A 1,331-nucleotide genomic window follows, 5' to 3' on the forward strand; every position below is an offset into this window, starting at 1 on the left:
AGTGAGACCTCCCCCTCCGGCCCCGCCGAGCAGCCCGACTTCGACGCCATGACCCGCGACATCGCGGAGGTCCCGGCGGTCGAGGTGATCGTGACGGTCGCCGTCAACCTGATGAGCGCCGCCGCCGTGAAGCTCGGTCTGACGATCCGCGCGGGGCTCCCGCCGGGAACCGCTCCAACACCTTCGCGCTGATCGCCGTAGACATGTCCGCTGCCCTCCGCTGTTCCGCGCCGCCGCCGGGCGACGTCGATCGGTCACTGCCGTACCCGTCCGGTTGCCCGCGATCCGCCCGGACATGTACCGCCCGGTAGGAGTTCACACCCCCGTACAACCTCTACACATAAAGGAAAAATAAGAGCAGAATGTGCTTACGCGGCGCTTACCGCATACCCCTCCAGACGCGGTCGCCCTGTAAGACGAAGGAGACGAGTCATGGCCAACGTCTCGCCCACCAGAGGTGACATCACCAGCCACCCTGATGCCTCCGAGATGCGGGATCGGTACGCCCGCATGCTCGGTGGACGCGATGTGGCGCTCGTGGACGGACCGGTGTTCCTGCTGGGTCTGTACTGCGCGGCCTCCCCGTGGATAGTCCACTACACGACCAGTCAGCCGCCGCTCGTGACCCACAACCTGATCATGGGGATCGCGATCGGCCTGCTGGCGCTCGGGTTCACTCGCGCTCCGGAACGTATGTACGGCCTGAGCTGGGCCATGTGCGCCCTCGGGGTGTGGATGATCATCTCGCCGTGGATCGTCGGCGAGAGCCCGGACGCCGGGGTCGTGTGGAACAACATCATCATCGGTGCACTGGCCGTGCTCCTGGGTCTGGTGTGCGCCGGCACGGCGGCGAAGGCCTCCCCGAAGCCGTAGCCACCGTCGGACGGAAACGAAGGCCGGTCCGCGCTCCCGGACCGGCCCTTTCGTATCCGCACCCGCGCCGCGAGCGGCCACGGGGCGCGGGACCCGGAGTGTCCCGGCCGCCAGGGGGCACACGCACTGCAGCGGGGGTCCTGAGGAGAAGGGGCGGAGATGGAAGTCGACGGCATCATCAGTGCCATCGTGATCGGCATCCTCATCGGCGTCCTGGGCCGGCTCGTGGTCCCGGGCCGTCAGCGAATCGGAATTCTGTGGACGATCGTCGTCGGCATCATCGCCGCGCTGATCGGCTCCGCACTCGCCGGCGCGTTCGGCGTGGCCGACACCAAGGGTGTCGACTGGGTCGAATGGCTCATCCAGATCGGCCTCGCCGCGCTCGGCGTCGCCGCGCTGGACCGCTCGAAGGTACGCCGCTGACGGCGTGGCGAACGACGGCGTGACGACAGTACGTG

Annotated in this window: 2 protein-coding genes and 1 pseudogene; all 3 read left to right on the forward strand. The window is 68.1% G+C overall.

The window, feature by feature from the left end; genetic code table 11:
- Positions 1–144 (forward strand): annotated as a pseudogene (locus ACFTZL_RS44945) (DUF1844 domain-containing protein); the annotation flags it as partial.
- A gap of 288 nt (positions 145–432) precedes the next feature.
- Positions 433–873: an SPW repeat protein gene (locus ACFTZL_RS44950; protein ID WP_184595907.1), complete on the forward strand. Its 441-nt coding sequence runs from the start codon at positions 433–435 to the stop codon at positions 871–873.
- Positions 874–1,032: 159 nt separating this feature from the next.
- Positions 1,033–1,296: a GlsB/YeaQ/YmgE family stress response membrane protein gene (locus ACFTZL_RS44955; protein WP_382596440.1), complete on the forward strand. Its 264-nt coding sequence runs from the start codon at positions 1,033–1,035 to the stop codon at positions 1,294–1,296.
- Positions 1,297–1,331 lie beyond the last annotated feature (35 nt).

It is taken from the genome of Streptomyces sp. NPDC056948 (assembly GCF_042674225.1).
Lineage (GTDB): Bacteria > Actinomycetota > Actinomycetes > Streptomycetales > Streptomycetaceae > Streptomyces > Streptomyces purpurascens.